This is a genomic window from Streptomyces sp. M-16, assembly GCF_052114405.1.
GTDB lineage: Bacteria > Actinomycetota > Actinomycetes > Streptomycetales > Streptomycetaceae > Streptomyces.
Map to the genome: position 1 here is coordinate 1 of NZ_JBFRER010000229.1, position 5,244 is coordinate 5,244.

4 protein-coding genes are annotated in these 5,244 nt (G+C 68.4%); 2 read left to right on the forward strand and 2 right to left on the reverse strand.

Annotation, left to right across the window (positions count from 1 at the left end; translation table 11 throughout):
* The first annotated feature begins 1,671 nt into the window (after window positions 1-1,671).
* Together AB4039_RS41300 and AB4039_RS41305 are read left to right on the forward strand one after the other, a co-directional pair.
* A complete protein-coding gene (locus AB4039_RS41300; protein ID WP_030242136.1) occupies window positions 1,672-2,388 on the forward strand; it encodes a hypothetical protein in 717 nt (238 codons plus the stop codon).
* Window positions 2,385-2,858 (forward strand): hypothetical protein, encoded by a 474-nt coding sequence (locus AB4039_RS41305; protein WP_030242142.1) that lies wholly within the window; start codon window positions 2,385-2,387, stop codon window positions 2,856-2,858. Before AB4039_RS41300 ends, AB4039_RS41305 begins: the two co-directional genes overlap by 4 nt.
* Before the next feature lie 162 nt (window positions 2,859-3,020).
* Here the strand turns inward: AB4039_RS41305 and tpg are convergent, their stop codons facing one another.
* Window positions 3,021-3,575, reverse strand: a complete 555-nt coding sequence (gene tpg / locus AB4039_RS41310) for a telomere-protecting terminal protein Tpg (RefSeq protein WP_266845321.1) — start codon at window positions 3,573-3,575, stop codon at window positions 3,021-3,023.
* 3 nt (window positions 3,576-3,578) lie between these two features.
* Window positions 3,579-5,244 (reverse strand): telomere-associated protein Tap (gene tap / locus AB4039_RS41315; RefSeq protein WP_442273207.1); only part of this gene is annotated, 1,666 nt, incomplete at its 5' end.

Consider the following 5,244-nt stretch of genomic DNA (forward strand, 5'->3'; position numbering starts at 1 on the left):
CCAAGCCAAGCGCTGCGCGCTTGGGAAGGGAGCCACCTCGCTGCGCTCGGTGGGGCTCGCTGCGCGAGCCAGGGCCTGGCCTTCGGCCCGGGTCCGACCGCTTCGCGGTCCGTGGCCTGGCCTTCGGCCAGGGCCCCAAGCGCTGCGCGCTTGGGAAGGGACCCACCTCGCTGCGCTCGGTGGGGCTCGCTGCGCGAGCCATAGCCGGGCCTTCGGCCCGGGTCCGAGCGCTGCGCGCTCGGGAAGGGATACCCCTCGCTGCGCTGGGGGGACCGCTTCGCGGTCCGTGGCCGGGCCTTCGGCCTAGGTCCAAGCGCTGCGCGCTTGGGAGGGGAACCGCCTCGCTGCGCTCGGCGCAGCGGGCTGAGCCCGTCAAGGCCCTGCCTTCGGCAGGGGTTTCCTCCGCTTCGCTCCGGAATCTGCTTCGCCACGCTCAGAGGGGTCTGCTGTGCGGACCATGGCCTTACCTTTGGTGAGGGCCCAAGTGCTGCGGGCTTGGAAGGGTTGTCTGTACAGCGTTTGCCTTCGCAGGGGTTTTCCTCCGCTCCGCTCTGGAAACCCCGTGCTGGGTCTGGGGGGGGTGTGCCCCTTATCGCCCTGCGCCAGACGGGGGCCCTCTCCACTTCGCTTGGGGGTCCACTTTGCTGAGCTCGGGTGGGTCTGCTCTGTAGTCGATGGTCTGGCCTTCGGCCAGGTACCCAAGTGTTGTGCGCTGGGGCACGGACTTGCCCGGTTGTGCTTGGCAGTGGTGGGTTACGTCCTACCTGAGTCATGTCGTGGGGGCTCTCGGCTTTGTTCCGTGGGTGTCAGCTCTGTTGGCCGTTAAGCGGGAGTGGCTTCACCCCTGCCACGGTGGCCTCACTCTGTTCGTGGCCGGCGGGCTGAGCTTGTTGAAGGCCGGTTTTCCCGTCGCTTCCCCTGTTCAGCTTCTGTGGTTTGCCTGTCTAGGAGGCTAAACCCTCGCTTTAGTCAGTCCGTCGAGCTTTGAGTGGGGGTTTGGCGGTGTGCGGTTGACCTGGGGCGTTGCTGTCTTGGGTTGGTCATATCGGGGGTTGTTGGACGTTGAGGTGAGTTGTGGTCGAGAGGAGGTGGAGTGAGAGGGGAGAGTGTTAACGGCGTTAAGGGTGGGTGGGTGTGTTGCTTCAAAGTGTTCTGGGGATAGAGATAGGAATCAGTCAGATTCTGCGCGGTTATGGACACCGTGTCCGGTCCAGGGACTTGGGGTGGTTCAGGTGTCGGGGTGTCAGGAAATGAGGGCTCAGCGCCGGTTGGTGTCGGCGTTGGGTGCGTGAAGCGCGGCAGCTGACGGCCTATAGAGAGTACGGATATGCGTCGTCGCAGGTCAGGCGGGGTGCGCGGGGAAAGTTATGTCCCCTCAGGAGGGACATAACTCGGTCGATGTGTCGCTGCTAGGGGGACAGAGCGACTGCAAAACGTCAGCGAGGCTGACGCTTTTGGGGCTAAAACGTCGGGGATACTGACGTTTTAGCGGAGATACGCCCCCGAACTGCACGAGAGGGCGGAGTGGTTGGGTCGTGGGCGCGCAGAGGGGGCCTGGAGGGGCCGTGGCCGAGATGTGTCCCTCCTGGGGGGACACAAGACACGCCGAACGTCAACGAGCGTGACATTAGTGTCACCCTTGTTGACATACTCTCTCTGCAGATCAACGAAGTGGAGAGCATCCTCGTGTCATCAGAGCCACAGCGCCGTCGGCCGAGTCCGTCGCGCGCGCCGCGTCCTGATCTCCCCGTTGATGACGCGATCTCGGCGTGGAGTCAGCCGCTGGCTCCGGTCAAGGATCTGGACAGCCTCGCGAGGCGGTATCCCAGTCGCAAGCTCACGCTGGACGGTGAGCGCAAGCCGCTGGAGTTCTACGGGACGCAGAGTCAGCCAAATGCGTTCTCCATGGACAGCCTTGAGTTCTTCCTGGTGATTGCCCAGTACTTCAGGGAAGCATTGCCCCTGAGGCTGATCCTGCTGCTGATCGCGTGCCAGCGTGCGGGGGGCCGGATTCCACTTACTCAGGAGGAGATGGCTACGATCCTGGACGTCAGCCGGACAAAGACGTCGGAGGCGCTGCACACTGTCATGTCTCATGGGATCGTCTTCAAGGTGCGGCGGGGCGTGTACCAGTTCAACCCGCCTTACAGTTACCGGGTGGCTGAGTTCATCCCGGGTACCGAGACGGCGGGTGAGTTCGTGAAGGTGGAGCAGCACAGCACCATCTCGCAGATTCGCAGCGATACGAGCCTGCCGGACCTGGTGCGGTTCCCGTCGCTGGACCACATGCGGCAGGCAATCGAGGAACTGCGGGCCGAACGGTCCAAGGAGCGCGCTGCGCGCCGGCTGAGCCGGGCACAGCGCAAGGAAGAAGGGACAGCTCAGTGAGCACCTTGCGATTCGCTGCGGTCAACGCAGACGGGCTTCTCTCCGACCTCGACCTTCCGCCGGCCGCGTACCGCGTGCTGCTGAAGCTGCGTTCGCTGAGTGAGCCCGGGGGGCGGATCCTCATCGATCAGGCCACCATCGGGGGGCTGCTGGAGCTCAGCCGGCCGAGCGTGAACGCGGCGCTGCGGAGCCTGGAGCTCGCGAAGCTGGTGCGGAAGGTCAGGAACGGGGTCTACCAGATCAACCCGATGCTGGCGGGCTACAACTCCTTCGAGGACGCCGTCGCCGCGGTGAACGAGATGGCGCCCGAGGAGCGGCTGGACGCCCGGGGGTACGTGGCCAGTTACCACCAGGCGGTGGCGGAGTACCAGGACCAGCTGGCGGAGCAGCGGAAGAAGCGGGCGGCGCAGGCCGCCGCGAAGAAGGCTGCGGAGTCGAAGCGGCGGAGGACATTGCACGCCGTGGGGTGAGCGCCCGAAGGAAGGGCCCACAGAGGGCTTCTGAGGGGGTTTTGAGAGCGTTGGAGGGTCCCGGGATATCCCGGGACCCTCTTTGGTTTCTGGGGGCTGGAGGGGCGATTCTGCGGCTTCGGCGATTCCAGCCGTTTTGGGGGTTTTCAGGGGTGGTCGGTTTCAGAAGGCGATGTCGACGTAGTCGATGTCGGTGAACTCGACGAGGAGGCCGCCGGCGCGGGCTCCGTTGTCCTTGAAGTAGATCTCCTGGAGCGCCTCGGCGGTGATGTGCCGGAGCTGGTTCTCGGTGGCACCGGTCTCCTGGGCGGCGAACAGGCGGCCCGCGTACTCCGGGGGGAGGTGCTGGGTGATGCGGCGCATGCGGCCGTCGTCGGTGGTACCGGGGGCCGCGGTGAAGCCGAAGCGGGCGCGGGTCTCGATGACGAGTCCGGTGGTCCTGGAGGCCTGCTCCCGGGCGCGCTTGCGGACCAGGGGCTGCCAGCGGCGGCGTACTTCCGCTTCGAGGCGGGCGGCGAGTTCGGGCTTGGGCTGCTTGAGCTGGTTCTTCACGTAGCGCTCGACGGTGCGCTGGGAGATGCCGAGGGTGGTGGCGACCGCCTTGGTGGATTTGAGCTGTTTGACGAGGAAGCGCATCTGGGCGCCGGCGGACTTGGGGACGGGGCGGGTGAAGTGGAGTTCGTCGGCCTTGGACAGGCTGTCGGAGATGTCGGACATGGATTACTCGCCGTCTGCTGCTGCGTCGTGGCCCTTGATGTGGCGGGCGGGGTTGAGGCCTTCGTCAAGCATCTGGACCGCCCAGAGGAGGGGCTGGGTGCCTTCGTGCTTGACCATGCCCGGGCTGACACCGAGGCGGAAGCCGCCGGGGAGGGGCTTGCCGTCCGGGGTGTGGGGGAGGAGGTCCAGGGGGCTGGGGCCGGGGGAGAGGTAGACCGCGCAGTCGGAGAGGACCGCGATGGGGTGGAGGCCGGCAGCCGTGGAGAGCTTGAGCATCTTGCGGTGCATGTTGACCCGGGCCGTGGAGATCACGGCGGCACGGATGTCGGGGCGCCAGGTGGGGCGTTCGAGCGCGGGCCAGGGTTCACCCGGGCGGTAGCCGGCGCCCTGGGGACGCTCGCGGAGCTTGCCGATGCCGCCCTTCACGGTGGCCTTGATCGCCGAGAGGACGGAGGCGGCGAGGGGGTCGTGCTGCTTGTGGGTCGCCATGGCCCGGAGGAACTCGGACTCGGTGAGGGAGGAGGTGACGCCGAGGTCGGCCATGGTGGCCATGTAGGCGTCGCGGAGGCGGGTGTACCAGGCGTCGAGGTACGGGCCGTGGTCCGGGCGGAGCCAGGCCTCGGTGGGGCGGACCTCGTGGCCGAGCTCCTGGGCGTAGGCGAGGGTCGGGGTGGCGTACCAGGCCGGTCCGGTGGGGGGCTTGCCGTGCGGGGTGAAGGGGCTGGGGAGGCGGGGGTCGTGGGGGAGGGAGGAGAGGTCGGCCAGCCAGCAGCCGGGGGTCTTCGGGTCGAAGCGCGGGTGCGTGGTGTGGGCGGCGGGGCCCAGACCGACGGTGAGGCGGTTCGCGGCGGCGGCGAAGGCCATGTTCACGTCGAGGCCGACCGCGTGGGTGGCGGCGCATTCGGCGTCGGTGAGGAGCTCCGGGTCGCGGATCCAGTCGTAGGCCTCTTCGTCGAGGACCTGGTCCGGGGTGCGCTGGTGGGAGCGGGGGTACAGGGCGGCGACCACGGGGTGCTCGTCGGGGGCCTCCGGGGGGGCCGGGTCGACGGGGCGGGTGAGGGAGCCGGCGACGGGGGCGGACTCCCAGGTGTTGGTGTCGGGGTTGCGTGCGGCGCGGGTGGGGGGACGCAGCGCCGTCATGAGTTCCAGGCCCGTCACGGCGGTGGAGCCGCGGGGGGTCAGGAGGCGGGTGGCGTAGGCGGTGAGCAGTTCGGCGAGTTCCGGAGCGGGGAGGTTGGCGGTGTCCTCGCCCCAGGCGCGGGTGTCGAGGGCGCCCCAGGGGAGGACGGCGAGCTGGACGCACTGGCGGCCGGAGGTGGGGGAGGCCGGGCGGTAGATGCGGGGCCAGGGGCCGAAGCCGCGGCGGGTGAGCTGCCACTTGGCCTTGGTGAGCTGCTTGATGACGGGGTGGTTGTCCGGGAGGCGGAGGGCGCGGCGGTCTTCGAGGGTGAGGGGGAGACCGAGGCGTTCCGCGGCGGGGGCGGTGAGGACGAGKAGGGGGTCGCCGTCCTTGCCGTTGCGGTGGAGGCGGGGGGCGCGGAGGTCGGCGTCGGGGCCGAGGGCCCAGGCGATGAGGGCGGGAAGGTCGGATGTGGGGTGGGGGAGGAGGACGCCGCCGGCTGCGTGGGCGTGGCCGGTGCCGTCCAGGACGGCGAGGGGGCCGTTGCCT

Excerpts from the sequence above, each read along its gene's own strand:
- tpg (WP_266845321.1), bottom strand. The coding sequence starts at position 3,575 with ATGTCCGACATCTCCGACAGCCTGTCCAAGGCCGACGAACTCCACTTC.